This window comes from Kosakonia sp. S42 (genome assembly GCF_016624785.1).
In the GTDB taxonomy this organism is placed as follows: Bacteria; Pseudomonadota; Gammaproteobacteria; order Enterobacterales; family Enterobacteriaceae; genus Kosakonia; species Kosakonia cowanii.
In genome coordinates this window covers 1-25,052 of record NZ_JACVTW010000034.1, presented here as the reverse complement: position 1 = coordinate 25,052, position 25,052 = coordinate 1, and the positions used below count along the sequence as shown (strand labels likewise).

Genomic DNA, 25,052 nt, shown 5'->3' with positions numbered 1-25,052 from the left:
TCATTTATTATTACATTATTTGAAAAACCAATACGCTACAGCAGAAATTATAAAAATGAATGTTGCTGTTTGTTTAATTGTGGATTTTTTTTCATCTATGAAAACAGGCTTAGGCTTTTCTTCTTCAATAATTATTTTTTCTTTTTCGTCTTCATATTCTTCTATGATCGCACGTCTAATTCTATGCTGTTTATTACTTAATAAGTCATATACTCTTTCATTAATTATTAGCTCTCCTTTTTCAGTTAAATATATTTCCTGATTTTTTATTTCATCTGACTTCTCGAATGGAATCATTCTGTGTAGTCGCGGTAAAGATTTGTTTTGATAATCCATGTTATGTTTGACGCTAAACTTAATCTTTAGATCTTCGTGTTTTATTATGTTCACACAAGAAACATTGTTATCTATTAATGTGTTTAAAAGCTTCCAGCTTATTAAATAACATCCCGGTTCGCAATACACTAACTCTTCTCTTGATATTATATCGAGCGCTATTATTTCTTCTGACTCGAATTTATCTTTCGCACACTCACCAATCACAAACGGATGAACTTGAAACTCTTTTATTTTACTCATGATTTTTTCCTCCCTTCTATTATATATAATTAAATATAATTTAAATTATATATTGTCAAGCAACTGGCTACCTATTGACATTTATTTTAAATATATTATCTATTAATTAATGATGTTTAAGAACAATAATAAAAATATCAGGAAATACTTTTATAAATAATATGGAGAGATTATATGATTAAAAAAATAATGCTTATAATGGCTATGCTATTATATGCGACAACTGCAAGTGCTAACGACTGGTTAACGCCATTGCCGACTGATTGGTTTATGAATAACTTTGTTGATAAATATCTAAACCCTTATCAAATCGGTGTCTTCTCAGGCATTATGGCTCTTTTCTTGAGTTTTCTATTAATGCTTGGCGGTATCTTAGCTGCATATGTTTTGATAGCTGGAACAATGGTCACGGCTCATGATGGTGAGATGTTAGGTAAAAAATGGTCTTCGATGTGGCTTCCTATAAGAACAGCTTTAGGTACAGCTTTTCTTTTGCCTTTACCAACTGGTTTTAGCGCCATTCACGCTGTCGTCTATTTCTTTATAAAAATGGGTGTTGCATTAGCTACATCAATGATCCCCCTTGCTATTGCTTGCTTAACTATCTTTTTTGATTATTCAAGCGTGAGTTCTAATCTTGAAGTAAGAAAATTAGCTAAAGATACACTTTTAGGCGCTACTTGTATAAAGATATATAATGAAGAAGCCGCGCGCGAGTTAGCTCAAAACAGAAAATATTTTAGTGGTAGCATCCAATATTTTAGCGTTCAAAACTTCGAATCCTCAAGTGATGGTAAAAGAATAATTGGCTACAACTTCGGTGGTTTAAAAGATGATTGGGGTAGTGGCGATAAATCTCAGATGTGTGGTTTTTTAAGATTAGATGTCACAAATACTGGTGAGCAACAGAATGCGCTTGCGTCAGGATCTGGATACAAGCCTTTAGTTGACGTTGCGACGATACAAACAGCCGTTCAAGAAGCTCAAGCAAAAGCATTAAACAAAATGGTTTTAGAAGCGATTGCATACTCAGAAACTTTAGCTAATCCCGAACCTTCCGATACAAAATCAGTTAATGAAAAAATAGAGCAAATGGCTGATGAATATAAAAAGTCAATGAGCAAGGCAGGTAAATTAGCGATGATTCAAGCTGTCAAAATTGATGCTATAGCAGATATAACAGAAAAAGGATGGGCTTTCTTCGGTGCTTATTATATGAAGATTGTTCAAGCAATAAATGGAACAACAGCAGCAATGAATAGTATTCCTGCTTCTTCTGGTCAAGCTTCTGAAAGTTTAAATTATCAAGCTGATAGATTTGGACCTCGTTATGCAAAGGTTAAAAGCTTAGTTAATGGAAGCGATAAACTCAATGTGGACGCTACTAACGTAGCGGGTGAAGACGACTCGTTATTCACTTCCGTGCTTAGAGGCGCAAACTCAAACGGCGGTTGGTTCATGGGTGATGGTAAAGTCGATCAGTTGCTTTCAATCACTCAACAGGTAAACGTAGGTAATCACGTTCTGAACGGTGTAGCAGCGATGGGCATCGGTGCGGGTACCGCATCACTTCTTGCTCTCATACCTCGCTTGTCTGACGCAATGATAACTGCAGGAACCATTATTGGCCCATTCTTCTCTTTCTTGATGGTGGTTGGCTTCGTCAACGGCATCATGCTTGCTTATGTCATACCCATGATCCCTTACATCGTATGGATGGGTATTGTCTTGTCTTACATGGCAACGTGTATAGAAGCGATGATAGCCTCTCCTATGTGGGTCTTAGCTCACTTAGCACCTGACGCTGATGATGTAGTAGGTAAGCAAGGACAGGGCTATATGCTCATACTTGTGTTGACACTCAAGCCAGCTTTAGCCGTTTTCGGGTTCGTAGCCTCATTTGTGATGATGTGTGCAGGAGCTGCTCTCATCAACGCAACGTTTTTGATTGCGACAAGCTTCGTGTCGTCAGGCTTCTTAGGCATTACTTACTCAATAGCGATGGTTGCTGTTTATATGTGTTTAAACTTAAACAATACAATGAACGCTACAAGAGTTATGTCTACACTCCCGGACTCAATTTTAGAGTGGATTGGAGCAAGAGCAACGTCATTAGCAAGTAAAGTAATGGGTGGTTCAGAAGAAGCTATCAATCATGCAAAAAACAATGTTTCTGAATTTTCATCAAAAGGTCTTCAGTCTACAACACAAGCAGTTTCAAATTTGGCAGGAAGACATGAAAGGAAACAGGATATTGAAAGAAGCAATGAAGGTAATGTTAATAAAGGAAGTAATCAAGAATCAACTGAAAACAAAACAGAAGATAAAGGTAATCGCGGTCAGTCTATAACCGACCTTAAAGGTGAGTAAGTAAACCTTTCGTCTGATGTTAAATAAAAGGTAGCGCTTTGCTACCTTTTTTTTAAAAACCCCATTGACGATTAGATTTAATATGTTAATTAATTTATATACACAATAAAAGGAGATATTATATGAAAGATAAAGAACTTGAAAAGTTATTAAAAGAGAAAACTAAAAAAGCGGTACAATCGTATACAGTTATCAATCCTGTAAAACATATTGGGCACATTTCCGAATCGGTTGCTAATACTATTGAATCACCTATTCAATTAGCAAGATCTAACATTAGCCTTTTGAAAAGGATGATAGGAAACAATGACAGGAAGTTATCCTATGAAGACCTTTATGCAAACATGAATGCTAACGAAAACCTTAGACAAAAAAACTACACTAATTTTTCTTTAGCCGCATTAATTATGTTCGTGCTTATGATAGCAGTATTTTTATTGGGTTGTTATAAAACATATATAGCTATAGACGCTGTTGGAATGACTATGGCTATAATGACTTATAGTGTGGGTGCGCTTGTAGCTTTTTCAGTCTACTTCAGATGTGTAGTAAGAGCATATGGTTTAAAACATGCAACTGTAGAAAACAAACTGAATGCTTTAAAAGGGATTGATAACATATTGCCAAACCCATTATATGATGTAAGAGCGGCGACAAATCATAAAGATGAACCAATTGCTGTTTATCTTGAAACAAAAGAAGAGCAGGAGATAAATAAATAGAAGGTGGTAAGCCACCTTTTATAAAATACTAGAAAAATAATTTGAATTTGATAAAGCTGTACGATATTATTTATTCAACAAACAACGAGAGGGTTTTAAAATGATGACATTACTTAGCACTGCTAACTACATACCAGCTTTTATCTTGGGCTTAGTGTTAGTATTCTTGTCTGTAAAAATAGTTCTTTTACCGGTTGCTAATCTAATCACCTACATCAGAAACAGAACAACACAGATTGCTATTTTCCCATTAACTGCTTTCTTGTTTATGCCAGCACTATCTGTTTTCTTTGTATCTGTAGTGTTCACGGTTTGTATGTTTACTTATATGTTCGGATTAGTTAGCTAAAAAAGCCCTCTTGTTGTTAACCCGCTTCGGCGGGTTTTTTATTGCTGTAAAACCATATAAATGATATAAAAAGGTAAATAGTTAAAAAGGAGTTTGTAATGTACCCTTTTCAAAGAACAATCAAAAATGATGTTTACACATTCTATTATGATGAGTCAAATAACGTTAGAAAGCTATATCTGTCTAAACAAATTGACGGTTATAATGTAGATCACGATGAAGATAAAAATACAGGCGTCAATTTTATTTTAGGCGGAGTTGCTCATAAGGGCTATACTTCTACGGCTGATTTTTCCGTCTTGAAAAAAGCGATAATGCTACAACCAACAGCAAAAGAGATTAAGCTCAGACAGATAGCAACAGGTGATTTCATCTTTATGCTTAACTCAAGAAAGCTTACAGGATTTTTAGAGTGGCTAAATGAAAGTGATTTGTTTGTTCAGTATTTTAATCTCAACATGGAATACTGGTCTTATCTCGACATAATAGAAGATTGTATTCTGTTCTGTTTGGAAAAGAAACTTCTAAGATTTTACGATGAAATTCAATTCAGGAAGTATCAAGATCTTCATAAAGACGAGTTGTATAAAGTTATTCTGAATGATAAACCTTCTTTTATAAAAGAACTCAAAAGCTTTGATTACCCTTATTTAAGAGGTAAAGAGCAAGAGTTTTTAAAAGTCATGTTCAATATGACAGCAGAGTACGCAGAAAAAATATTCAACTTTCCTTTGTCTACACAAGATGAAAAGCTTCAAATAAACAGCCTTTGCGATCTCTTCGAAATGTGTATTGAAAATGGAATGAAAGAGTTTGATTTCACATTAGATGATCGCTTTGGTGAAGATGCTAAAGATAATGATAATTATATTTTGGATGCTTTCTCTTTTTTCTACAGACATAGAGCAACGGAGTTTTCTCAAAGCAAACACATATTTGATGTTGAAGAGATAGTTAAAGAAGAGTTTGATAAGCAAAAAGAACACGATGAAGAGTTAGCAAAAGTAGATATAAGTTTCGTTGTTTCTGATGATAATTATTTTGTTCAGGTAAGTGATGTTATAGCCGGACTTTTTCAAAGATATTTTCATTATATAAACACGAATAAACTCATTGATGTTAAATCTGTAAGAGATTCATTAAATCCATTACAGTTAAAAAATATGGAACTGTTTAAATCACTCATTTCAAAGTCTGATGATGAAAATGATAGTTTCCTGTTCTACGTAATGTCTAAGAGCGAACACGAAAAACACATTGCTTTTACTTTCCCTGAATACGCATAAAAGAAAGGGGGCTTGCGCCCCTTTTTACATTTTCAAACTTCTTCCGCGTTGTACCTGATATTCCGGCATCGGTTCTTCTTTTTTAATCTCTTCTTTTTTAGGTTCTCCAAACTTCATATATCTATCTAAATTATGAGATTTATGTATCATCTGAAACTCTTCTTCTTGTTTTAGTGAGGTAGCTTCAACCCTGATACCATTTTTTATAGCACTTATATAAGCTTGTTCCATAAATACCGGATTTCCCTTCGTTAAAACAATACTGTTCCATCCTTTTTGTTTAGCAACATCTATCAAGTCAACAGCAATATCATTAGCTTTACGTCTACCGCGTATTGCTATAGCGTCTTCTGTTTCTTTTATTAAAAGGCCATCCCCGAAATAATGCGTTCTTGAAGTAAGTTTTCCTTCCTCTATGTTATCTCTTGAATGAAGATAGTTATCGCCAAAAAGATTTTTTAATTCATCATTGGTTAAATAGCGGCTTCTGCCGTTTGTTTTAACATTCAACTCAGTTTCAGGCATAAGATTTTTTTCAAAGTCTTTCACATATTGAGGTCTGTTATCCTTCTGGATCTCCCCTTCTTCTTCATTGATGTTAGAACGAACAGACTTGATGCGGTCTTTCAGGCTCTTGGCCTTGAAAGGCTGTTTGGCCTCTTCATTCTTCATCTGAGTAAACTTGTCTAAATCAGTGAAGTCTTGAGCTGGTATGCTATCAGCAGCAGAGACAGCAGCAGCCGGAACGGTAGGTTTCGCCTCTTCTGGTTTCTTGGGTTCTATCAGTGAAGCGGTAGGTGCTGGCTCTTCAAGGTTAAGCGTCTTCTGTAGTTTGACGTATGTTGTTTCAAGCTCTGAAAGCTGAGTGCTAATCATCTTCCTTTGATCATCCGTCATACCAAACTTGTCGCCTATCTTTAGCATATCCTTGAAGCTGTCTATGCGACTTCTCACTTCAACCATATCTTGCTCAAGATCGGGTATCTCTTCTTCCGGCTCAGGCGTTGGTGCTGCAGCTGGGGCTTTATTACTGGCTACTATTTCATACTCTGGAAACTCAGGCATTTGCGCATCCATTGTAAAAGCCTGTTCAAATCCCTCTATCTCATTATCTTTACTCATTTTTCACCTCTCGTTTTTTTATGTTGAATAACAGTATATACTAATATATATTAATATATATTGATGGTTAGTCAATCGACTGACTACAGATAAGTGACTGTAAAACAGGACAAAAGGAGTAGGTGTATGCTTGCTATCTCGATTTACAATAAAAAAGGCGGTGTTGGGAAAAGTCTCTTCAGCATCGTTATCTCTTCTTGGTTTGGACATAACGGCAAAAAGACAACTCTGTTAGACCTTGATCCACAGGGCGGGAGTTTGCTCTTTGCGAGTATCGCAGAACAGGCAGGAACCAAACTAACGTTTAACGTAGCTCGTAAGCCAACCTCTAAAGATGTTGATGTGTTCGTATTTGACCACAGCCCCGGCATTCATAGCGGTGGTGATGGTCAGCTTGCCCCGTTCGTAATCATTCCAACTATCCTTGATGCCAGCTCATACAGTGCTACGCTCAAGAGCGTTCAGGAACTACGTGAACAGGGCAAAACAGACAATGATTTTATCGTTGTTCCCAACCGTGTTGAGATCCAGAACAAAGAACAGCTCGACCTGTTAATCAAGCTACAGGAAGAACACAGGGCAGCAGGCCATGAGTATGATCTGCCATACATCAAAAAGCGTGTTGCCTATCCTCGCTCATACAACAACGGCGTCACCATCTTTGAAGACAAGACAGGCTTACCGCTGGTATCTGATGCCCGTAAAGAGTTTGAGTTGTTGATGGAAGCAGTAGGGCAGAAAATCAAAGCCGGTGTTGAGGCTCGACGCAATAAGAGTTAATATATATTAATATATACTAATATATATCGTTTCTCGTGAAATCTGATGGAGTTTCAGCATGACAGACCACAAAAAAGAAAAACCTAAAAAACCTGCCGGATGGCTCGATGATATGGAGACTTTTGAAAAATTGTCTCTTGAAACGGCCTTTTCCGATCCAAATGCCGGCACATACTGGGCGCATCGAGAGGAAGACTTGGGAGAACTCCAGCCGTTCACTACGTCATACGTTCGTTGCGACTTTAAAGTAGTAGCAGAAGACGAACCACGTTTGATTGGTTTCCGTGTCCCTAAAGCTCTGGAAGAGAAGTTTAAGCTTCTTTCTCATGATGCTTTATCAAATACAATCCTTGCTCTTGCTGATTTAAAAGCAGATGAATTGATCAGGGAAAATAAATCTATTCATTTTACTAAGAAAAAGAAATCCTGATAAAAGGCATATTTAAACAGGATGAACGGATTACCGTTATATTTTCAAATGTAGGAATGTAGGGTAGATTAATATAGTAAGAACAAAAAAATCTACATTCAAAAAAATACATAGGAGATACATTATGAGTGGAGCAAAGATATTAGCAGTATTAGATAAAGACGGAATGCGTGATGCTCAGGGCGTTAATGGCGGTAAAACAAGCCCATTAGAGCCAACCATTAACGGCGCTACGTATAAAGATAGTGAACTTGATATAGTTATTAAAGCTGAAAACGGTTTAGAGCTTCTAAAAGAGATTGAAGCTAAAATTGAACGTGGGATTATGTCTAAAGAGCATTTAAATAATGTTCAAAGACCACTTGCTGAACTTAGCACTAATAAAAATCCAAACGTTTTGTTCGGTAATGTAAGCAGTAAAGGTAATGAGTGGGAACAGCTATTTGTTGATTTATCTGGTTATCGTTCAGAAGATCAGGTTTTAGCACATGATATAATCGTTGACAGTATAGCTAACCCTAACTTTGTTTATGTAAAAGATCAGGGGCCGGGAAAATCAAAACAGTATACTCCTGTTATTGGTAAAAACAGCGTTCTCGCTTGGGGTGTTCATAGCGATCAAAAAACTAAAACTCATTCCCATATATTCAGGCATACGCATACTATTACTGATAAAAACTATGAATACAACCCAAATACTGGTGAAGTAATCATTAATCAGGTAAACCCTGATGCAAGAAGAATAACAGCAAGTCTTTCATTAAAAGATAACTTTGTTAGAACTCAGGTTCTTAAAAACATCAATGACAATCTTAAAGCCGCTGGCTTACCTCTTTTAGATAATATTTATTTATCTACTGGTAAAATGCTTTCTCCAGAAGAAATAAAAGCACAAGAAGTTATTGATACAAATAATAAAGAATATCTTGATGATTTATACACTACAGCAAGAGAAAAAGCTAAAGAAGAGTCTATTAAAAATCAAGAACAAATTCCAAAAGAAATTATCGAAGATGCTGTTGTTCAGAATGAACTAAATGAAATAGACGCTCTTATTAAGCAAAAACAAAAACTTGCTGCTGAATACGCCGCTAAAGCTATTAAAGAAAATAATGAGATACAAGGCTTTGAAAAGGCTCGTGAAGCTGTAATAGCTCTTCATCAAGAAAAACGTGTTAATCAAGAGCTTAGTACAGAACTGAATAATACTAAACAAGCTCTTGAAGAAGAAGCGAAGCTTAGAAGCCAGTTTGAAGAGAAGGCCAATAGAACAAGTGAAGAGTTAGCAGAAAAAACAGAAGCCTTCAATGCTCTTTCTGATGAGTATAAAGCTCTTGGTGAGCAGTATGATGATTTAGAAACAACTCATACAACCACTCTTGAAAAACATAGAGAAATCGTTGAACGTCTCAATGAACAGCTTGTTCAACAAGACCTTGATCATACGAATGAAGTTGAGTTGTTAGAGAAAAATCATGAAGCCGTTGTAAATAAACTAAACAGCGATAATGTAATTGAAGTTGAAAACCTTACCAACGCTCATAAACAAGAGATTGAAACACTTAAAACTCAACAAGCTTCTATTGTTAGTGGTTTGAATAGTGAAATAACAACTCTTAACGATACCGTTAAAGCTATTACTAAAGATAGGGATAGCCTTAAATTCGATAATGAACAGCTTGAGATTGAATTGGAAAAAGCTAAAAAAGCTATTATTGATATGGAGCGTAAGCACAAAGAAGAGCTTGAAAAACGTGATGAAGAGAAAGTTTCATTCGAACAAACCATAAAAGATTTGATGGATGAGAAGATTGAAACTGATAAGGCTATTAAACTTCTTACTGAAAGTAATAAAGAGCTTATCAAAAAAGTTGACGACCACATTAACTCTTATAAAGAACTGGAAGTTAAGTTTAAGAATGTTGAAACAGCTAATATTTCACTAATGGCTGAAAATGAACAGCTTAAAACTGATAAAAAAGCTTTAGAAGAAGCAATAAAAAAAGATATAGAAGCAAAGAATAAAGCTGATAACAGCAATAAAAACAAACCAACTAAAAAATAAAATATTATTGAGGGGGTTAGCGCCCCCTGTTTTTCTTATCTCAGGGAGATTACAAGTATGGAATTATCAAAATCAGTTAGTGATTTATTAAAACAAAAAGAGAGCTTAGAACAAGATACACATGAAATACAAGAGCAAGATGAATCATCAGAAGATACAACGTTAAAGCTTGAAAATGAATTGTTTTTGCTTGGTATAGTCTGGAATGCTGTAAGACCACTTGAAAAATATGAGAAGCTAAAAACACGATATTATTTAAATGATAATTTAGTAATAGAGAAAGGCAATAATAGTTTCTGGATTTACAGTAAAGAGCATTTGATGGCTGAAAGCATTAAACTATTTATTGATTATTTTGCTAAAGATATTAGAGATTTCAAATTTATTAGACCTGAATCTGAATATAACACATTCATTTATTATTTTTTCAAAGAAGCTGTAATGTGTAGGTTTAATGTTTTAGTTTCAAACACACCGCACGAAAGAGATTTACAACAAGTAATAATAAGAGATGTGATAAAGGAATTAAAAAAAGAAACCAATATGATGGATAGCATCAATCAAAAATATAATAATCAAATGATAGATGATTGGGTTAGTCAAATATTACTAAAAAACACACACTTAGCTATGTAAATAATAATTGAGTGAGTTAAGTATTGAATTTTCTAAAAAAAATGGTATAACAAGCATAGAGTGTGATAACACACCAAAAAAATACATACATAAAAATATTATAATAGGTGAGATTATGAATAGAGAAAATACAGATATAGAAGCTGAGAAGCTTCTTGATAATATGGATTTGTCATTAGATGATGAAGATCAACCATCTGATGAAGACACGACTTTAACGCATCCTGAAATTGATGCTTTCGATAATGCTAAATTATACGATGAGCGTATTACTGATGAAGCTTTCTATGCTTCAAATAACTACGCTATTCATCCTAAAGGCTTCTTTAAAAGGATTTATCCAAAAGATGGTAATCCTTATTGGAAGCAAATTCATAACTATTTTGCTATCCCATACTTAAAGCTTTCAACTGCTAAACAAGGCTCCGGCGTAAAAACCTTAGAAGCTAACACTGGTTATACAGGTGTTCGCTTCCTCAATAATGATTTAGAAGTCAATGAAGTTGCTCTCTCTTCCTCGGATCGAGCAGAGTTTACCAGCTCTAAATCACGTCTAACTCTAAACGACTGGACGCCTCCGGCGGGTTCTGACCGTTCAGAGGTGTATAAAGCCTTCATGGAAGCCGCACAAGCTGGCTACGCGCCTCATGTAAGGCCAAATGGTAAAGTCTATCCTGCTTTCATCAAGCGCATGACAGGCTACACACAAAGGGGCTGGGTGACTCCAGAACTCCATATACGTTCTAAGCACGATCTGTATGTCGGCAAGGTTGCTACTCAGAGTGAAAAGAAAGGTGATGCTGAAATACAGAAGGAAACTACAAGAGAGATAATCAAACACTCTCCTGCAGTTCGTATCTTCTTAGCTGGCACGTATGCGTCTTACACAAAAGGCCGTATTTGTATTTCGGATGAGTTTTGCCCGATTGTTAACTACACGGGTGAAGGTGAAAAAGGCAAATCTACAACTCTTAAAATATGTGCTGCTACAGAAGGTTCTCCAGCTAAAGGCCGTATGATCATTGAAGCTATAAGTTCAGAAGTTGGCGTAGAAAACTTTGCTACTGCTTATAATCATGGCCCTGTTTTCCTTGATGAAATTGATGAGCTACTTAGAACAAATGACTTACCGCAAAGGATTATGCGCCTTACTAACGGCGGTGGTAGAGTTATTTTTGATAAAGATAATACTTTCAAACAACCTAACGTTTGGAACGGTATGTTCTTTACGACTTCCAACCAATCGCTAAGACAAAGTGTAAAAGGTGATGGTAAAGAGTCAGCTATTTTGACTCGTCTTATTGAAATTGATATTCATGATCCTGACCTTCATATTTTCTTCCCTGACAAGAATGATGGAGGTAAAGTTTCTCAGTGGATGTCTAAGCTTTCAGAGAACTACGGTCATATATATGATGAAATCATCGCATATATTACTAAAAACGCTGATGAACTTGAGCAAAAACTGGCTGATTTTGAATCTGAGTTATTAACCACAGAAGAGTTAAGATATTTCAAAAAGAACCGTCGTTCAGCGCATACTTTAGCTCTTATCATGCTTGGTGCTGAAATTATGGAAAGCGTCTTAGGCAAAGAAAGTGCTATGTTAACTCATGAAGCAATAAACATTTATAAAAATAAATATGCTCAGGATATTAACGAACAAATTGATTATGCTGATTATAAATACATTTCTCATCTTGAGCGTCTTTATGAATGGATTAATGCTAACAAAGGCATGATCTCTTGGAGTAAGTTTGCCTACGCTGAACAATCAGATGATATAAACGAAAGTATCAGTAGAACGCAGAAAAAAGCGGCTCAGACGCTTACTAACAATGCTACTCATCGTGGTTCTGTTCTGGCAGAAGTTAAGATCAATAGAGTTATGGAACACTCTGATGATTTTGATGGAACAATAGTGTTTAACGCGATGGGTATCAAACACCTTAAGCAACATGCTCAGCTTGATTTTAACGAGCTTTGCCAATCTCTTGAAAAGTTAGGCATGGTTGAGCCTGATGCAAGATTTACCCCTATAAAAGTTAAGGATTTGGGTTTATCAAGCTCAAGAACTACGCGCCTTACGTTAAAGCCTATTGATGAGCTACGTATCACATCAAAGAATAGTATTCTTGTTAATGATGGTGAGAAAACAGAAGGGCAAACCGAAATTCTCAATCAAAACAACGCTGATAGTGAGTTTAACATAAACAAAATACTTGAAGCTTCCGCTCAATACGAAGAAGATTATTCCGCTTACTTTGATAGGGCATAAAAAAAAGGGGTTGCGAAAGCAGCCCCTTAAACTTTATTAACTAGTTGTTTTCCAAAATAGAAAACACATTATGAATAGAACTCTAATATACACTCTATTCAAGAAATAATCAATTTTATTTTACTCGATATTTTTCAAGTAAATGCGTTAATTATTTTATTTTAAGCGTGTGAAATTTGATTTTGTTAAAAAATTAGTATATATATTTATTATAAATAATTTAAACTATAAGAGGTGGTTTATGCTTGATTTAGATATTAAAAGAGAATTGCTGTTTGCTGAAACAGCCGAAGAAGTAGATATATTGGTAAAGGCCGGAGCTGATGTAAACGGTCTTATGGGTAGTGTTTTTCCTTTAGCTTTAGCTGAAAACTTAGAAGTAGCAAAGGCATTAGTTGCTAATGGTGCTGATGTTAATCTTACCAATAAGAATGGTGAAACAGCTATCTTCTATAACAAAAACATTGCTGTTATCAAATTTCTTATTTCACAAGGCGCTAATATCAACCATTTAAACAATGATGGTGAAACAGCATTGTTTAAAACTTCCGATATTGAAATGGTTAAGGCTCTTATCAAATTGGGTTGTAGCCCATTCATTAAAAACAAAAATGGAGAGCGCCACGACTTCAAAATCAAAGCAGTTGATAAAGAAGAATATCAAAGCTTTATGAATAAACTGAAAGAAATGATCAGGAAAACACTTGAGCAAAAAAAGCAGATGCTGCAGGTAGCTTAAATAAATAACTGGATTACCTCTTTAGTTTAACCCGCTTCTGGCGGGTTTTTTATTTCCCGTCGTTGACATATTACATATTTGTTTTATTAATAAATTATCACTCACACACATAAAGGAAAAGGCAATGAAAAAAATAACGGATATTTTAAAAACCAAAAACACAATTGAAATTGAAAAGTTTATCAATGAAAACAACGTTGTTGAAGAGGATTTTTATATTGATGAAGTGGCAAATATATTCCACGTTGTTCTATTGACTAAGCAACACAAGAGCTATGAAGTAGCAAGGATGCTTACCAAATACTTTGACATTAACAAGCAAGATAAAGCAGGTAAAACAGTTCTGTTCTATGCCGTTCTGATGGGTAATACAGAGGCTGTTAAGTTCTTTATCTCAGCAGGAGGGGATGTATCAATACAAGATAATCAGGGAAGAAAAGCAGCAGATCAGATAACTTTACTTGAGCTTCAAAACGCATCAGCAATGTCAAGAACATTACTATCAGCAGAGAAATAAAATGGATGTGTTTTCTTTAGATACGTTGTCATCATATATAAATGACAATCAATCATCACTGTTTTATGATTATCTTACTCATCACGAATTAGACACTAATATGAATATTTTATCTTGGTGTCTGTTATCTATTTTTTCAAAATCAGAAAATGAAAATCATCAATATTATAATTTGTTCTGTTTAGTAGTGGGATTGTTCAAAGATGTTAACACCCAAATTAATGGAAGACTACCCTTAGAAATAGCTTACTCAATCAATAACATTAAGTTTTATATTCACCTCCTTTTAAATGGTGCAGATCCACAAAAGAAGAACAGCAAATATCTATCTACTTATGAAATTATTATCAAAGACAAAAACGAGAAGTTTCTTTCTTACATAATGAGATATGAGAAAAGTTTGATTGATGAAATACAGAAAAGAAAAAGCACTCATTAAGAGTGCTTTTCTCAAAACAAAAAGAATAAAGGATTATAATACTTAGTAAATAAAATTTGGGTATAAATATTTACTTATTAAATAAGTATTAAATTATTTTACTCTCGTCAATAGCATTCAAAAAAATATTTTTCTTTTTTTTCAAAAAAGTGTTGATCGTCATAAGCGTTCTGTAGACAATTACCAAATCAAAACAGTCATACGCTTTAAGCATCATGTAGGTTCAGGCTCTAAGCCTCCATCTTTCGATAGATGATGATGCACCAACCGCCGGAATGGTTCTGGCCTGTTCCATCTCAACGATGGGGCTGATCTTTTAAGAGGTTGGTTTATGACTGTATCTATCCAAAACATCCCATCATTACGCTTAAAGCCACTGTATACGTGGGCTGGCGGCAAATCTAAGCTACTCAACAGCTACAATCCGCATCTACCAGATTTGAACAGCGTAAGCGCATACGTAGAGCCGTTCTTCGGAGCTGGCGCTCTCTTTGCGTCTGTTAAGTCTACATACAACCAGATCCCCACCATCATCAACGACATTAACCCGGAGCTGGTCGCTCTTCTCAATACCATCAAACACGATTTTGAAGCGTTCTGTATCGAGCTGCAGGAGCTGGAAGCGGCCTATCTGTCTGTTCGCTCTAATGAGGTCAGGAGCTACCGCTTCTATCAGCGTAGAGAACAATACTGGAAAGAACAGATTGGTAGTGTCAGGGCATCGGCTTTGCTGTTCTTTTTGATGAGCACCGGCTTTAACGGCATTTGGCAGGTAAACAAGAAGACAGGCCGCTACGGAACAGGCGCAGGGTTGCTTAACCATAAGGGCAGTCTGTTTGATTACTCACTCTTGAACGAGTGGCACAGAGCTTTACAGGCAACGTCTATCCATTGCAGTTCTTATGCTGATCTCGATGTTCCAGCAGGGGCTTTTGTCTACTGTGATCCGCCTTACAGGGATAGCTACGCCGATTATGGCCATGCGTTCACTGATGAAGACCATAAAGCCCTAATCAAATGGTGTCGCCAGCTTCAGGAGCGGGGCTGTGTTGTGTGGTTAGCCAACAGAGAGGCAAATGATAGCTTCTTTGAAGAAAACGCTTCTGATGCTTCTGTATTGCGTTTTGACATTACCTACACTGCCGGAAGAAAAAAGAAAACAGCGAATGGATATGAATCCGTTAAAGCTACTGACTTGCTCATGATCTGGAGTAAGGAAAGTATCAACCAAAAAGCAGCGTAATTATTTATAAAACAAAAAGAGGAAAATAAAATGAGTTATACAGCATTAAATGTATTAAGCATTCAGATTAAGAAAAAAAACAGAGAACAGCTCACTGCGTGGGTTAGCGATATAAATAATCTGATAGAACTTGCAAAAAAGCATGATCTTCATGTCGTCAAAAAAGACCATCTTGAAGATGATGAGCATTTTACGCAGGAAAAAAGGTATAGAAAAGAATGGTACGATATTTACTTTGAAACTTATCAACCTGTCGATTCATATGAACAATATGAAATAGCTTGCGATATTGCTGAAATATTCAATAGTTCCGTATCGTTTAACTCTATAAACTCTTGGTGTTGTCCTTATCACGATTCAGTAAGTTCTTTTGTTGATAAATATGGCATTCTTTATTATGAAGACGAAACAGAACGATATGATGGAAAATGGCCTCGCCATTTGGGTATGTATTTTTGGAACTGGGTAAATCTTGACGAGATTTAAAAAGTGAGGGAATGAAAAATGAAAAAGAAGTTTAGATCAGTAGATTTTCAAAATAACAATATGGGTAATAACTATATCACTATCGAAGGAATGCTTTCAGCTCCTTATAAAGAGCATACAGCTAAACAGTTTGTTAAATGCTTAAAAGAAGTTTCAAACATTAATAGGTTAATGATCGATAAACGGAAGTGTGATAATGAGGAACATTATCAAAAAGTGTTGATGATGGCAGACTTTTGTTTAGCTATGGCAATGATTGATAGAATGTTAGGCATCGTTAATGAAGAAAATAGTTTCTTTAATAGAAAATAAGAGGTGATATATGGAATACATGAACGTAGTGAGAAGTGATTTCGAAGAGTTCGCAAAAGAGAACGTAGAAGGTTATGAACATAGTAAAACATTAATGATGCCTGAATATGTATCAAACACAGATTATCCACAGATTAAACGTGTTCCATTTTTTTCATTTGAAGGTAGTAAGTTATTGTTTACTTATAATCAACTGGAAGAAAATAGGATAAATAAAGCTGTATTAAAATATGCTGTTAACCTTTGCTTTAATAGTGATATGAGTAATAAGTATGGAGATATAGAGGCTTTGAGTAATACGTATTCCGCTGTTTATTACTGTTTACTCGATAACATGTATAAGACATTAAAGAAAAAGGATATTGAGAGCGTTTTATATTGGCTTGATTAAATAAGGGGCTTACATAGCCCTTTAATCCAGATAATGAAATATATTTAAAATAAAAGTATTTATTTATTTGACTATTATTTTAAAAGAGGTATCTATTAAATATAACATAAAACAAGAGGAAAATATTATGAATAGTGTAGAAAATAAAGTAGTATCCTTAATAAAAGAAAATAATGTTGTTGTTTTAAAATGCAAGTCTGAATTTGATTTTTGGATAAAAAACCATCTTTTAAATGAACCGAGTTTTTTATTTACTGACATATCTAAAGTGAAGGTACTTTCAGGAAAAGGAACAACGAAAAATGCTTTCAAGCATATCTTATATACAGAAAAAAACACACTAATTGTTCTTGATGAAGCTGATGCTTTCGACACTTCTGTTAGTGATTACTTTAGCACGTTTAGAGTTAAATCTGATTATAAAGACATAGATGATTGCTTAAAAACAAACCATAACAAAATCATTTTTATAACACGCAGTGGTATAAGTTATTATTTAAAATCATTTTTGCTTAGTAGTTCTTTATCTGTTTTTGATGCTGATGCTTACGATGAAATCAAAGAAAGCGGCATTGAGTTTTTACTAAGTGATAAAGCACATAACACAAACATTGAAGATGTTTTAAATATAGTAGATAACAATAAAACACATAGCTACGATGATTTAATGAGTGTGATTGATGAAAAGATTAAAAACATAGCTGAAATATCCTTTGAAGCAAAATCCAAAGATAAAGAGATTGAAGATCTTAAAGAGAGAATAGAGATCCTATCTTTCTTGTTAGCTAAACGTGATTTGAAAATCAGTGCTCTTGAAGATGAAATAGAAGAGTTAAAAATATAATAAAACAACCATTGGGGAGCAATCCCATTTTTTTTAAGGCAACACAAGGAAATTACTATGAGTGGGAAAACAATAGAACGTCAAGTTATAGACCAGATCTTAGAACTTAAGACAAAAAACGAGAAAGAGTTAGTTGGTAGATTAGAAGCTTTAGAAGAGGAAAAGGAATATATGAGAATGAAGTATGAAAACATTATAAGTGAATTGGAAAATAAACTTGAATGTGTTCTTAAAGAAAAGGATTGTCTTTTATCTGAAAACTATCACATTAAAAATATCATTAAAGAGGGAAGATATGACTAACAATAACAACTGGAATGGAACAACAAAAAAAGAAGAGGGTGAAATTTCATTAGATGACTCTACTATCACAATATCTTTATCTAAAGATCATGAAGAAGATGATGAGGCAGAAAAGAAACAGTCTTTAAGAAAGAGATTTAATATAGAAAATCATTTAGAGAATGCGGCAATGTCTGGAGGTGTTATTGTAATGATCTTGGGCATGATTATCTACCTTCCAGTTATCCTTGTTCTGATGACAGGGTTGATGATAAGAGAGTTGATAGACACGGTGAAAGGATGGTGATGCAAGGGGCTTACAGCCCCTTTGTCTTGCCCGTTCTGTAGCTCAACAGGGTAGAAACCCGCCCCAACACATGGTATGTTGGTTAAGTTAAGTCCTTATGTGTGTATCTCATGCTCAAATACAAAAGCCTGAAAGATTTTCTTGATGAACAGAAACAGCAAGAGCTATATAAAAAAAGGCTTGCTGAAAAGCTCTATTACACTGTTAAAAAGGGAACGGCAGAAGAGATATTATCAGTTTTCAAGCAGTGTTCTGAAAGTGGTTTAGATTTCAAACAGGTTAAACATGACTACTTACTTGAATACTTTGATACGTACAGATCTGGATATAACAAACCCTCAATTCTTATCACTCGCCTAATTATCAGTTATCAAAAAAACATTTCATTAAAAGCCATACAATCATTTTATAACAACATATATTATAGAAATATTCTCAATCAAGAAGATTTAGCTGAAATGACAAGCCTTATTATTAAAGATTAGATAGGTAAGTAATCCGTTTATCTAAAATATCTCCTAACCAATTGACATAAGAGTTAGTTTTGTTATCTATATGTATAGAGGCAAAATAAAAGGAGATAAATATGAATTATATAGAAAGTAAAGAATTATCACTACATATTCTAAGTTCAATAAAATACAGCGTTCACTTTAATAAATATGAAGTTGATGAAGAGAAAGATCTTGATGGGATTAAATATATAACGGAAAGAAACAGACCAGATATTAAAATTAAGACATTCAAAATCAAAAAAAGAGAACCGGGAAGTTATTTGTTTCTTCTGAAAACAATGAAAGATACTTTAAAAGCCACCGATCTTTTTATTATTTATTCGAAAATGAATGAAGAAGATGAAGAAGAGCTTACCTCAAAACTTAAAAGCTTTGCTTTTAAGAATAAAGCCTTTGTTGTTCAACTAACTGAAAAAGGTTCTTAATATGATGATAGATAAAATACGATATGGTCAGAGCGACTATATATTAGATCAAATAAAAATAGGTAATTATTTGATATTTAGAGTGTATGAAAGGGATGTAAATCATAAAGTAAAAAGAGGCAGTGAGCCTAAAAGAGTAGTTAAGACAGAGGGGGTTAAAATATTGCTTGAAAAGAAATTATATGCAGGAAAGAAATTATCAAAAATAGAAGAGTTTATTGATGAAATGAAAGATTGCTTAACTTTTATCGTGTTCGGGAAGGTAAAAGAAGAGCAGGAATTAACACAAATAGAAAAGGAAGGTATATTATGAATGCAACACTAATATTATTAGCACTATTAATTGACGTAGTTTTTATTTACGGTGCATATGTTCTTATTAAAAAAGCACTAAATCATAAAGTTTATGGGGTCTGGTATAAGAGGATTTTTAAAGTCGGTTCGCTCTTTTTGCTTGCTATGTTGATTGCTAACATAATGGGCGGTGAAGCAGTTAAAACGGCAGCACGATCTTTCTTTATCTACATTGATTGTGTCATTGCTTTTATCTTAATGACTGTCGTTCACGCCTCTTTTATCAAACTAAAATCATTAAAACGCAAAATCAAACCAGCCTAAAGCCCCGTAAGGGGTTTTAAAAGAATCCATCTATTCATATCTTTACATTGAAAGATAAAACCTATCTAAAACCACAATCAATTGATAAAAACAATTAATAACTTGATTTCAATTGTTAGTTACGCCATTTTGTACCTGTTTTGAAATTTCTTGTTACAAACACAAATCAGAACAGGTAGGAACACATTATGAAAAAGCAGATTTTAGCTGTAGCGGCTCTTGTAGCTACGCTGGCACTCTCCGGTTGTGGTGATGACGGTATCTATGGAACGTATGAAAACGCTCAGTATGGCGCTGTTCTCGATGTCCAGAAGGACATGATTAAGTTTAGGGGTGAAGACTTTACAGTTAAGTCTTGGGATGAAAGCAAAAAGCCTGTTTACATCGCTAAAACTCAGCATAGCGCGATCGGCTCTTGGACGTTCAAGCTTGAGAAGACAAAAGACGGCGGCGTAATTTATCAAGGCACAAAGTTTAAAAAGGATTAATTAAAATGGAAAATAAAACTGTTCGCTGTCCGTTTTGTGATCACGAAACTAAACATGGTTTAGGTGTGTGCTTACCATGCGGAGCGTCAATCATTTACGGTAAAGTGCCTGAATGGGCTGTTGCTTTGTGTTGTGTCTTTTCTGTTGTTCTTAGTGCTCTAATAGCTATGCTTGTAAAACCACATGGTGCCTTTATTATTGCTTTTGCTATTTTAATGCTCTTAACATTCTTTATCACAAAAGCAGCATTTAAAGACAGAGTGGTTTTTAGAAGGTAAATAATAATCTGCTTCATACTAAAGCCCCTGCTGGGGCTTTTTTTTATGTCATAAAACAATAATGGTTTAACTACTCCTTTCATCTGGTATTTAAAATAAAAGTATATATTTATTTGACTATTATTTTAAATATAGTATTAATTAAATACAAACAAACAAAAAGGAACGCAAAATGAAACAGTTTTTATATTTTTTATCAGCAAACTCACATTTAGTTTTATTATTTATAATGACACCTATGTTTTTAAATATGAGTGTAGGATTATCCTTTAACTTAAGGGATGTTATGGAATCTACTCTTGAGAGCTTGATGTTAGCGATGGTAGTAGGGTTTATTTACGAAATGATTTTTATAAACAAGATGAACTAATGATTAAACAAACAAAAGGAGAAGTATTATGAACACAAGAACAATCACTATGGATTTAGACAGAATGGAACCAACTATTACCTCACGTCTGAATATGGATTATATAAGCGAGCAAGGGTTTATGGTAATAGATGAAGTTGATAACTTTCCTATGCCAAAAAGTGAGTATAAAAGAATAAAATTTAATGATGTAAAAATTACACTTGGCGATACAGAGCAGTTAATCAATCTTATAGAGAAAAAAGCATTGGTATTAGCAGTTAAGTATCAGGGCATAAACACATCAGATATGGATATAACATTGTCAACAGAAAGAGGTTATGTATGCGCTGAGTTTTGCGGCGGTGTCTATGAAGTCAGCATAAGAACAGACATAGGAGCAGAACGCTACGAGGCTTCTGTAGGTAATGAGCTGGTTATGTTTAGCAGATTAGATGATGCGGTTGAAAGCTTCTTTGACTGTATAGAAGAAGCCGTAGAAGAGGTAATAAGAAAAGAGGGGAGAGATAGATAATGAGAAAACTAATAGAAACAACAACAGCACAAAAGATTTTCAAATCAATGATTGATTTAAACCTTGATAAAGATGAAGTCATTTACTTTGAAGAGTTCATAAACTTACTATATGAGGCGGGGTTATTAAATCCCGATTTTCAGGAGCATCAGGAATTCATAGAAAACAATAGGAACTATTTTATTGAGTTAAAGAGAATTAGAACAGAGGGAAATAAGACTTTTGTAATAAGAAACTATCTGAATGATATGTTTGCTGAACTAAGAAGGTTAAACAAGGATTTAGGCTATACCTATAAAGAAAAGGTAGAAGAGCTTATCAAAGAGTTTGAAAGCTTCTCAGAGACAGCAAAGCCTCTTGGCAATGGTAAAAGCCTTGTTTATCTTGTAATGCTTGGAACTCAATCAAAGGGCAAATCACATAAAAAGATTGTATCTGTGTTTATAAGAGATGATAAAAACAAAGAAATGTTCAATAAATCAATTAACTCAAAAGTCATTCTCGCTGAAAAAATTATTTTCATTGAAGAGATAAATACTTTCAGAAGACCTAAAGCTTATTTGAATGTTCTTGATAAAGCGTTTACTATTTTCAGCGAATATTAAAATCAAGGTCTTTCTATGAAAGAGATAGTGTTCTTAGACACGGAAACGTCAGGATTAGGTAGCAGTGCTGAGATAGTAGAGATCGGCATTGTGGGCTTATCAGGGCATGGTGTAGGAAGTGTGCTGTTAGACACGCTGGTTAAGCCTGTAAGCGACATACCAGAGGAAGCTACCCGCATACACGGCATAACAAACGAAATGGTTTCCGGCGCTCTTGTGTTCGCAGAGCTTTACCCACTGTTGGTAGAACAGCTATCAGGTAAGAGTGTCTACATCTACAACAAAGCATATGACACACAGATCATAGATAACGCTTGTATACGCGCCGGGCTTCCTCTAATCGAGTTTGATAGCTATTGCTTGATGCTTCCCTTCTCAGAACTGTACGGAGACTGGAACGACTACAAGAAGAGCTACAGGTGGCAGAAGCTTACAACAGCGTTCTCTATGTGTGATGACATTCACGATGATGACAGGGTATTGATACAGGCTCACAGAGCTGTAGGCGATAGCATAATGTCTAAATACGTTTACAAACTATTAAAACAAAAAGAACTAATCTAATCCCCATTCCGGGGATTTTTATTTAAATTAACAATCAAAAAACAAATGACGGATTAATTAAACCGTTTATCTGGTTATTTAAAATAAAAGTATATATTTATTTGACTATTATTTTAAATGTAGTATTAATTATATATAAACAAACAAAAGGAGAAGTAATATGAAAAAGATTAAATATTTAGAAATCACTGACGTAGCCATTTTGAAATTCATTCAATTAAATAGTTTAGACGCTTCGGTGAAAATAGAAAACGAAATAATAAAGGTTGCGGATTGGATGTTAAACAATGAAATGTTTAAAAAAACTGGAAATAAAAAAATTATTGAAAAAATAATAGATGCCGCTTCTGATTATCATAAAGGTTGCTATTTAATCTACAACTTTGAGAAATATTATAACATTGAAGATTTTTACACTGTAGATTTTAACGATTATGTAAACAGCTAACATTAACATAGCCCCTTGCAGGGCTGTCATAGGAGAACGTATTATGAAAGAAATTATGAAAATATTCGATAACCCAGCTTTATTATTAATTATTGGTGCTTCCATTTTTAGTCTTTTGTTCTTTGGATGGAAACAGGGCTTGTTTACATTATCGTTTATAACTACGGTTATTTTTATTCAGGAATGTATTTTAAGTAAATTAACAAGGGTGATGAAATGATTAATTTTTTAATGGGGTTTTTGATGAAAGAAAAGGTAGGAGCCGATAAAAAAGTAATACTTGAAAAGCCAATTAATATAATAACATCTTCATTTTTTAATATAGCGTTCAGCATAGGGATAACATCACTATTTGAGATAACAAACAATTTTCCGGCTGTGATAATAGTAGGAATTTTAACAGAGATTATGACTTTAATAGCATACAAAGAAGAAATAAGAATGTTATTAAAATAAAAGCCCCATAATGGGGCTTCTTATCATTCCTTTCCTCGCCTTGTCATTTCATCAGCAAGCATAGAAGACCAGTGATGTTGGTTTTTAGCATCGACTATAAAATGTAGTGCTCTTGCGCATTGAAATTTAGCTGAATCAAAGGCATGTATATAACCAAAAGAGGTTGGTGTTAAATGCGTGTCGGGTGTGTAGTAATGGAAAATACTCGTTTGAGATGGGTGAACATGCTCACTCAAAGCATCGTAGGTTATTTCAAACTGGCTTTCTTTATGCTTCGTTTGTTCTTTTTCATCTTTATAGAGTTCTTTTAAAGCAGCAACTACATGCTGACTTACTGCAAGGGAATTTTCAAACCTATATTTTGCTTGTTCAGTAAACATAAAATCTTTAGGGTCAAATATTCCATCTTTTATTTTTTCTTGTTCTTGTTTTTTAAAACGTGAGCTATTTATAAATTTTAACACCGTTTCAATAGCTTCATCTGCACTTTCATAACCATTCTTATTCAATAATATTTTTTCTATTTTCTTATTTAATAGTCTTGAAAAAGCATGAGTCTCAATCATTCCTCTGCTTATTATACAAGCAGCTTGAAACCGATCATTATCAAGAAGCAACATAGCATCATCAAAAATATCTATCTGTCTGTTAACAATGAGATTGGCGTAGTTAGAAAGATACAATCCGGCATCTGGCTTACGCATTGGACCTACTTTGATGCCGTCTACTTTGGTTAGCTTTTCTCTGGCCTCTTTAGCTTCACGCAAGCTTTTATCAATGAGTTCCTTGTACTCCGCCGTCATATAGACATCCTTAATTGGTGAAAAGCCCCTGTTATGGGGCTTTCTTTTATCGGTTAGGTATGATGGTTATGTAGTCGCTGACAAACTCAATCAGCTTACTATCACTGGTAATCAATGGAAGCTTGTTATGCTTAGCCTGAGCCACGATAAGACGGTCAAACGGGTCTTTGTGTAGCTTCTCCGGTAAATCGGCCACAACAAGCGTATGCTCGCTTTTAACGGGGATCTCAATCAAACCAGCTTCAAACAGTCCATGTCTGAACTGTTCTGGATCTACATCGAAATCAGGCTTGTTCAAGCCGCTCTTAATGACGACTTCCCACACACTGGCAGCGCTAAAGCAAAGAGTCTGTTCAGTATCTTCAAGCAGCTCTACAACCTCTTGCTTCAGCTTGTCCGGGTCGTAGGCCATAAACAGGAGAATGTTGGTATCTAAAAGGTAATCCATTACTCGTACTTCCCTTCGAACATATCCTGTATTTCGTTGGTATTCATATCGTCAAAATTGGCAGGAACGCTACCCTTTCCTTTGAGGAAACCTAACTTGCGCTTAGGCTTCTCTTCTCTGTAAGCGATGACTTTTACCAGAGCGTGACCGTTCTTTGCGATCACTACTGGCTCACCAGTCCGGGCGACCTCTTGAACAATCTTGGACAGGTTAGTTTTGGCATCGTAGATGTTAACCTTCTCCATAATATCACCTCTCATTGAACACATTTTAAGCTTACCCCCTGTAGTTGGTCAGGTCAAGTTAGTCAGAATAGGATACTGGGTTACGTTGTCACTAGCAA

General features: G+C 34.7%; 36 protein-coding genes. 31 read left to right on the top strand and 5 right to left on the bottom strand.

Annotated features, from left to right (window positions below; all coding sequences use genetic code 11):
• Positions 1-15: 15 nt before the first annotated feature.
• Positions 16-579 carry a hypothetical protein gene (locus IAE50_RS22410; RefSeq protein WP_200581350.1) on the bottom strand — a complete coding sequence of 188 codons (564 nt, stop codon included), beginning with the start codon at positions 577-579 and terminating at the stop codon, positions 16-18.
• Between the two features lie 174 nt (positions 580-753).
• Between IAE50_RS22410 and IAE50_RS22405 the strand changes: the two genes are divergently transcribed.
• From IAE50_RS22405 to IAE50_RS22395, 3 genes are all read left to right on the top strand, one after another.
• Complete coding sequence (locus IAE50_RS22405) at positions 754-2,949, top strand: DotA/TraY family protein (RefSeq protein ID WP_200581349.1); 2,196 nt, start codon at positions 754-756, stop codon at positions 2,947-2,949.
• Between the two features lie 122 nt (positions 2,950-3,071).
• On the top strand, positions 3,072-3,671 hold the full coding sequence (locus IAE50_RS22400; protein ID WP_200581348.1) for a hypothetical protein: 600 nt from the start codon (positions 3,072-3,074) through the stop codon (positions 3,669-3,671).
• A 447-nt stretch (positions 3,672-4,118) separates the two neighbouring features.
• Positions 4,119-5,306, top strand: coding sequence for a DUF3800 domain-containing protein (locus IAE50_RS22395; protein WP_200581347.1), 1,188 nt, complete (start codon positions 4,119-4,121; stop codon positions 5,304-5,306).
• 24 nt (positions 5,307-5,330) lie between these two features.
• Here the strand turns inward: IAE50_RS22395 and IAE50_RS22390 are convergent, their stop codons facing one another.
• Complete coding sequence (locus tag IAE50_RS22390) at positions 5,331-6,428, bottom strand: FimV family protein (protein ID WP_200581346.1); 1,098 nt, start codon at positions 6,426-6,428, stop codon at positions 5,331-5,333.
• Between the two features lie 126 nt (positions 6,429-6,554).
• On the opposite strand from IAE50_RS22390, the gene IAE50_RS22385 reads away from it, so the two are divergent.
• The 28 genes from IAE50_RS22385 (at position 6,555) to IAE50_RS22250 (ending at position 23,458) form a co-directional block, all read left to right on the top strand.
• The gene (locus IAE50_RS22385) at positions 6,555-7,208 is read left to right on the top strand and encodes a ParA family protein (protein ID WP_049240118.1); all 654 of its coding nucleotides are present in this window, start codon (positions 6,555-6,557) and stop codon (positions 7,206-7,208) included.
• Positions 7,209-7,266: 58 nt separating this feature from the next.
• Complete coding sequence (locus IAE50_RS22380) at positions 7,267-7,638, top strand: hypothetical protein (RefSeq protein WP_060578909.1); 372 nt, start codon at positions 7,267-7,269, stop codon at positions 7,636-7,638.
• Positions 7,639-7,762: 124 nt separating this feature from the next.
• Positions 7,763-9,703, top strand: coding sequence for a hypothetical protein (locus IAE50_RS22375; RefSeq protein WP_200581345.1), 1,941 nt, complete (start codon positions 7,763-7,765; stop codon positions 9,701-9,703).
• A gap of 57 nt (positions 9,704-9,760) precedes the next feature.
• Positions 9,761-10,339 carry a hypothetical protein gene (locus tag IAE50_RS22370; protein ID WP_200581344.1) on the top strand — a complete coding sequence of 193 codons (579 nt, stop codon included), beginning with the start codon at positions 9,761-9,763 and terminating at the stop codon, positions 10,337-10,339.
• Positions 10,340-10,346: 7 nt separating this feature from the next.
• Positions 10,347-12,617, top strand: coding sequence for a DUF927 domain-containing protein (locus tag IAE50_RS22365; RefSeq protein WP_200581343.1), 2,271 nt, complete (start codon positions 10,347-10,349; stop codon positions 12,615-12,617).
• 241 nt (positions 12,618-12,858) lie between these two features.
• Positions 12,859-13,356, top strand: coding sequence for an ankyrin repeat domain-containing protein (locus IAE50_RS22360; protein WP_200581342.1), 498 nt, complete (start codon positions 12,859-12,861; stop codon positions 13,354-13,356).
• A 124-nt stretch (positions 13,357-13,480) separates the two neighbouring features.
• Positions 13,481-13,873: an ankyrin repeat domain-containing protein gene (locus IAE50_RS22355; RefSeq protein ID WP_200581341.1), complete on the top strand. Its 393-nt coding sequence runs from the start codon at positions 13,481-13,483 to the stop codon at positions 13,871-13,873.
• Between the two features lies 1 nt (position 13,874).
• Positions 13,875-14,312, top strand: a complete 438-nt coding sequence (locus IAE50_RS22350; RefSeq protein ID WP_200581340.1) for a hypothetical protein — start codon at positions 13,875-13,877, stop codon at positions 14,310-14,312.
• Between the two features lie 331 nt (positions 14,313-14,643).
• On the top strand, positions 14,644-15,555 hold the full coding sequence (locus IAE50_RS22345) for a Dam family site-specific DNA-(adenine-N6)-methyltransferase (protein ID WP_200581339.1): 912 nt from the start codon (positions 14,644-14,646) through the stop codon (positions 15,553-15,555).
• Between the two features lie 30 nt (positions 15,556-15,585).
• Positions 15,586-16,041, top strand: a complete 456-nt coding sequence (locus IAE50_RS22340; RefSeq protein ID WP_200581338.1) for a hypothetical protein — start codon at positions 15,586-15,588, stop codon at positions 16,039-16,041.
• An 18-nt stretch (positions 16,042-16,059) separates the two neighbouring features.
• Positions 16,060-16,353 (top strand): hypothetical protein, encoded by a 294-nt coding sequence (locus IAE50_RS22335; RefSeq protein ID WP_200581337.1) that lies wholly within the window; start codon positions 16,060-16,062, stop codon positions 16,351-16,353.
• Positions 16,354-16,363: 10 nt separating this feature from the next.
• Positions 16,364-16,744 (top strand): hypothetical protein, encoded by a 381-nt coding sequence (locus tag IAE50_RS22330; protein ID WP_200581336.1) that lies wholly within the window; start codon positions 16,364-16,366, stop codon positions 16,742-16,744.
• 127 nt (positions 16,745-16,871) lie between these two features.
• Complete coding sequence (locus IAE50_RS22325) at positions 16,872-17,588, top strand: hypothetical protein (protein ID WP_200581335.1); 717 nt, start codon at positions 16,872-16,874, stop codon at positions 17,586-17,588.
• 57 nt (positions 17,589-17,645) lie between these two features.
• Positions 17,646-17,891 (top strand): hypothetical protein, encoded by a 246-nt coding sequence (locus tag IAE50_RS22320; protein ID WP_200581334.1) that lies wholly within the window; start codon positions 17,646-17,648, stop codon positions 17,889-17,891.
• Complete coding sequence (locus tag IAE50_RS22315) at positions 17,884-18,177, top strand: hypothetical protein (RefSeq protein ID WP_200581333.1); 294 nt, start codon at positions 17,884-17,886, stop codon at positions 18,175-18,177. The genes IAE50_RS22320 and IAE50_RS22315 overlap by 8 nt, the downstream gene beginning before the upstream one ends.
• 110 nt (positions 18,178-18,287) lie before the next feature.
• Positions 18,288-18,662 carry a hypothetical protein gene (locus IAE50_RS22310; protein WP_200581332.1) on the top strand — a complete coding sequence of 125 codons (375 nt, stop codon included), beginning with the start codon at positions 18,288-18,290 and terminating at the stop codon, positions 18,660-18,662.
• 101 nt (positions 18,663-18,763) lie between these two features.
• Positions 18,764-19,117 (top strand): hypothetical protein, encoded by a 354-nt coding sequence (locus IAE50_RS22305; RefSeq protein WP_200581331.1) that lies wholly within the window; start codon positions 18,764-18,766, stop codon positions 19,115-19,117.
• A 1-nt stretch (position 19,118) separates the two neighbouring features.
• Positions 19,119-19,430 (top strand): hypothetical protein, encoded by a 312-nt coding sequence (locus tag IAE50_RS22300; RefSeq protein WP_200581330.1) that lies wholly within the window; start codon positions 19,119-19,121, stop codon positions 19,428-19,430.
• Positions 19,427-19,735 carry a hypothetical protein gene (locus IAE50_RS22295; RefSeq protein ID WP_200581329.1) on the top strand — a complete coding sequence of 103 codons (309 nt, stop codon included), beginning with the start codon at positions 19,427-19,429 and terminating at the stop codon, positions 19,733-19,735. The genes IAE50_RS22300 and IAE50_RS22295 overlap by 4 nt, the downstream gene beginning before the upstream one ends.
• Positions 19,736-19,923: 188 nt before the next feature.
• Positions 19,924-20,223 (top strand): hypothetical protein, encoded by a 300-nt coding sequence (locus IAE50_RS22290; RefSeq protein WP_200581328.1) that lies wholly within the window; start codon positions 19,924-19,926, stop codon positions 20,221-20,223.
• Between the two features lie 5 nt (positions 20,224-20,228).
• Positions 20,229-20,501, top strand: a complete 273-nt coding sequence (locus tag IAE50_RS22285) for a hypothetical protein (RefSeq protein ID WP_200581327.1) — start codon at positions 20,229-20,231, stop codon at positions 20,499-20,501.
• Positions 20,502-20,673: 172 nt separating this feature from the next.
• On the top strand, positions 20,674-20,871 hold the full coding sequence (locus tag IAE50_RS22280; RefSeq protein ID WP_032625113.1) for a hypothetical protein: 198 nt from the start codon (positions 20,674-20,676) through the stop codon (positions 20,869-20,871).
• A 28-nt stretch (positions 20,872-20,899) separates the two neighbouring features.
• Positions 20,900-21,385, top strand: coding sequence for a hypothetical protein (locus IAE50_RS22275; RefSeq protein ID WP_200581326.1), 486 nt, complete (start codon positions 20,900-20,902; stop codon positions 21,383-21,385).
• Entirely contained in the window at positions 21,385-21,990 is a 606-nt protein-coding gene (locus tag IAE50_RS22270; protein WP_200581325.1) for a hypothetical protein, read from the top strand. The genes IAE50_RS22275 and IAE50_RS22270 overlap by 1 nt, the downstream gene beginning before the upstream one ends.
• Positions 21,991-22,005: 15 nt before the next feature.
• Positions 22,006-22,554, top strand: coding sequence for a 3'-5' exonuclease (locus IAE50_RS22265; protein ID WP_200581324.1), 549 nt, complete (start codon positions 22,006-22,008; stop codon positions 22,552-22,554).
• Positions 22,555-22,714: 160 nt separating this feature from the next.
• Positions 22,715-23,002 carry a hypothetical protein gene (locus IAE50_RS22260; protein WP_200581323.1) on the top strand — a complete coding sequence of 96 codons (288 nt, stop codon included), beginning with the start codon at positions 22,715-22,717 and terminating at the stop codon, positions 23,000-23,002.
• A gap of 43 nt (positions 23,003-23,045) precedes the next feature.
• On the top strand, positions 23,046-23,222 hold the full coding sequence (locus IAE50_RS22255) for a hypothetical protein (protein ID WP_200581322.1): 177 nt from the start codon (positions 23,046-23,048) through the stop codon (positions 23,220-23,222).
• On the top strand, positions 23,219-23,458 hold the full coding sequence (locus tag IAE50_RS22250; protein ID WP_200581321.1) for a hypothetical protein: 240 nt from the start codon (positions 23,219-23,221) through the stop codon (positions 23,456-23,458). Before IAE50_RS22255 ends, IAE50_RS22250 begins: the two co-directional genes overlap by 4 nt.
• 23 nt (positions 23,459-23,481) lie before the next feature.
• Here IAE50_RS22250 and IAE50_RS22245 read toward each other — a convergent pair whose 3' ends face one another.
• Genes IAE50_RS22245 through IAE50_RS22235 form a run of 3 tightly spaced genes read right to left on the bottom strand, consistent with a single transcriptional unit; the run spans position 23,482 to position 24,954 of the window.
• Positions 23,482-24,261, bottom strand: coding sequence for a DUF5677 domain-containing protein (locus tag IAE50_RS22245; protein WP_200581320.1), 780 nt, complete (start codon positions 24,259-24,261; stop codon positions 23,482-23,484).
• Positions 24,262-24,307: 46 nt separating this feature from the next.
• Positions 24,308-24,709 (bottom strand): type II toxin-antitoxin system VapC family toxin, encoded by a 402-nt coding sequence (locus IAE50_RS22240; protein WP_200581319.1) that lies wholly within the window; start codon positions 24,707-24,709, stop codon positions 24,308-24,310.
• Positions 24,709-24,954, bottom strand: a complete 246-nt coding sequence (locus tag IAE50_RS22235) for a type II toxin-antitoxin system Phd/YefM family antitoxin (protein ID WP_200581318.1) — start codon at positions 24,952-24,954, stop codon at positions 24,709-24,711. The genes IAE50_RS22240 and IAE50_RS22235 overlap by 1 nt, the downstream gene beginning before the upstream one ends.
• Positions 24,955-25,052 lie beyond the last annotated feature (98 nt).

Bases quoted from the DNA above. Each gene is read 5' to 3' on its own strand.
- IAE50_RS22245 (WP_200581320.1), bottom strand. From the start codon at position 24,261: ATGACGGCGGAGTACAAGGAACTCATTGATAAAAGCTTGCGTGAAGCT.
- IAE50_RS22350 (WP_200581340.1), top strand. From the start codon at position 13,875: ATGGATGTGTTTTCTTTAGATACGTTGTCATCATATATAAATGACAAT.
- IAE50_RS22340 (WP_200581338.1), top strand. From the start codon at position 15,586: ATGAGTTATACAGCATTAAATGTATTAAGCATTCAGATTAAGAAAAAA.
- IAE50_RS22385 (WP_049240118.1), top strand. From the start codon at position 6,555: ATGCTTGCTATCTCGATTTACAATAAAAAAGGCGGTGTTGGGAAAAGT.
- IAE50_RS22305 (WP_200581331.1), top strand. From the start codon at position 18,764: ATGAATTATATAGAAAGTAAAGAATTATCACTACATATTCTAAGTTCA.
- IAE50_RS22345 (WP_200581339.1), top strand. From the start codon at position 14,644: ATGACTGTATCTATCCAAAACATCCCATCATTACGCTTAAAGCCACTG.
- IAE50_RS22255 (WP_200581322.1), top strand. From the start codon at position 23,046: ATGAAAGAAATTATGAAAATATTCGATAACCCAGCTTTATTATTAATT.
- IAE50_RS22335 (WP_200581337.1), top strand. From the start codon at position 16,060: ATGAAAAAGAAGTTTAGATCAGTAGATTTTCAAAATAACAATATGGGT.
- IAE50_RS22325 (WP_200581335.1), top strand. From the start codon at position 16,872: ATGAATAGTGTAGAAAATAAAGTAGTATCCTTAATAAAAGAAAATAAT.
- IAE50_RS22310 (WP_200581332.1), top strand. From the start codon at position 18,288: ATGCTCAAATACAAAAGCCTGAAAGATTTTCTTGATGAACAGAAACAG.
- IAE50_RS22330 (WP_200581336.1), top strand. From the start codon at position 16,364: ATGGAATACATGAACGTAGTGAGAAGTGATTTCGAAGAGTTCGCAAAA.
- IAE50_RS22320 (WP_200581334.1), top strand. From the start codon at position 17,646: ATGAGTGGGAAAACAATAGAACGTCAAGTTATAGACCAGATCTTAGAA.
- IAE50_RS22280 (WP_032625113.1), top strand. From the start codon at position 20,674: ATGAAACAGTTTTTATATTTTTTATCAGCAAACTCACATTTAGTTTTA.
- IAE50_RS22370 (WP_200581344.1), top strand. From the start codon at position 9,761: ATGGAATTATCAAAATCAGTTAGTGATTTATTAAAACAAAAAGAGAGC.
- IAE50_RS22260 (WP_200581323.1), top strand. From the start codon at position 22,715: ATGAAAAAGATTAAATATTTAGAAATCACTGACGTAGCCATTTTGAAA.
- IAE50_RS22295 (WP_200581329.1), top strand. From the start codon at position 19,427: ATGAATGCAACACTAATATTATTAGCACTATTAATTGACGTAGTTTTT.
- IAE50_RS22400 (WP_200581348.1), top strand. From the start codon at position 3,072: ATGAAAGATAAAGAACTTGAAAAGTTATTAAAAGAGAAAACTAAAAAA.
- IAE50_RS22285 (WP_200581327.1), top strand. From the start codon at position 20,229: ATGGAAAATAAAACTGTTCGCTGTCCGTTTTGTGATCACGAAACTAAA.
- IAE50_RS22410 (WP_200581350.1), bottom strand. From the start codon at position 579: ATGAGTAAAATAAAAGAGTTTCAAGTTCATCCGTTTGTGATTGGTGAG.
- IAE50_RS22355 (WP_200581341.1), top strand. From the start codon at position 13,481: ATGAAAAAAATAACGGATATTTTAAAAACCAAAAACACAATTGAAATT.
- IAE50_RS22250 (WP_200581321.1), top strand. From the start codon at position 23,219: ATGATTAATTTTTTAATGGGGTTTTTGATGAAAGAAAAGGTAGGAGCC.
- IAE50_RS22300 (WP_200581330.1), top strand. From the start codon at position 19,119: ATGATGATAGATAAAATACGATATGGTCAGAGCGACTATATATTAGAT.
- IAE50_RS22390 (WP_200581346.1), bottom strand. From the start codon at position 6,428: ATGAGTAAAGATAATGAGATAGAGGGATTTGAACAGGCTTTTACAATG.
- IAE50_RS22290 (WP_200581328.1), top strand. From the start codon at position 19,924: ATGAAAAAGCAGATTTTAGCTGTAGCGGCTCTTGTAGCTACGCTGGCA.
- IAE50_RS22275 (WP_200581326.1), top strand. From the start codon at position 20,900: ATGAACACAAGAACAATCACTATGGATTTAGACAGAATGGAACCAACT.
- IAE50_RS22360 (WP_200581342.1), top strand. From the start codon at position 12,859: ATGCTTGATTTAGATATTAAAAGAGAATTGCTGTTTGCTGAAACAGCC.
- IAE50_RS22375 (WP_200581345.1), top strand. From the start codon at position 7,763: ATGAGTGGAGCAAAGATATTAGCAGTATTAGATAAAGACGGAATGCGT.
- IAE50_RS22265 (WP_200581324.1), top strand. From the start codon at position 22,006: ATGAAAGAGATAGTGTTCTTAGACACGGAAACGTCAGGATTAGGTAGC.
- IAE50_RS22240 (WP_200581319.1), bottom strand. From the start codon at position 24,709: ATGGATTACCTTTTAGATACCAACATTCTCCTGTTTATGGCCTACGAC.
- IAE50_RS22315 (WP_200581333.1), top strand. From the start codon at position 17,884: ATGACTAACAATAACAACTGGAATGGAACAACAAAAAAAGAAGAGGGT.
- IAE50_RS22405 (WP_200581349.1), top strand. From the start codon at position 754: ATGATTAAAAAAATAATGCTTATAATGGCTATGCTATTATATGCGACA.
- IAE50_RS22395 (WP_200581347.1), top strand. From the start codon at position 4,119: ATGTACCCTTTTCAAAGAACAATCAAAAATGATGTTTACACATTCTAT.
- IAE50_RS22235 (WP_200581318.1), bottom strand. From the start codon at position 24,954: ATGGAGAAGGTTAACATCTACGATGCCAAAACTAACCTGTCCAAGATT.
- IAE50_RS22270 (WP_200581325.1), top strand. From the start codon at position 21,385: ATGAGAAAACTAATAGAAACAACAACAGCACAAAAGATTTTCAAATCA.
- IAE50_RS22380 (WP_060578909.1), top strand. From the start codon at position 7,267: ATGACAGACCACAAAAAAGAAAAACCTAAAAAACCTGCCGGATGGCTC.